1 tRNA gene and 2 rRNA genes are annotated in these 529 nt (G+C 49.7%); all 3 read left to right on the top strand.

Annotated features, from left to right (window positions below):
• Positions 1-213, top strand: a 16S ribosomal RNA gene (locus AD60_RS10015); the annotation flags it as partial.
• Between the two features lie 95 nt (positions 214-308).
• Positions 309-384: transfer RNA gene (locus AD60_RS10020), tRNA-Ala, on the top strand.
• A gap of 52 nt (positions 385-436) precedes the next feature.
• Positions 437-529, top strand: a 23S ribosomal RNA gene (locus AD60_RS10025); the annotation flags it as partial.

The raw sequence follows: 529 nt of genomic DNA on the forward strand, positions 1-529 counted from the left end.
CTCGCCTACATGAAGCTGGAATCGCTAGTAATCGCAGGTCAGCCAAACTGCGGTGAATACGTTCCCGGGCCTTGTACACACCGCCCGTCACGCCACCCGAGTTGGGAACACCTGAAGGCAGTACGGCAGGTACTGTTGAAGGTGGGCTTGGCGAGGGGGGCGAAGTCGTAACAAGGTAGGTGTACCGGAAGGTGCGCCTGGATCACCTCCTTTCTAAGGAGAATTTAATGTTTCTACCTCCTCTATCTACTTTTGAGAGAGTAATAGATTTTTTATAGTCTAAAACATATAGTCTAATCCATTTCGTTGGGGTGGTAGCTCAACTGGGAGAGCGTCTGCCTTGCACGCAGAAGGTTAGGGGTTCAAGTCCCCTTCACTCCACCAAATTGTATAAAACCAGAAAAAGTAAGAGCTCATTGACAAGTGCATAGAGTAAGTCCAAAGTAATAAGGGCATACGGTGGATGCCTAGCCAGCTGGAAGCGAAGAAGGACGTGGTAAGCTGCGAAAAGCTGTGGGGAGCTGCAAAC

Origin of the sequence: Petrotoga sp. SL27 (assembly GCF_002924605.1) — a bacterium.
Classification (GTDB): Bacteria; Thermotogota; Thermotogae; order Petrotogales; family Petrotogaceae; genus Petrotoga; species Petrotoga sibirica.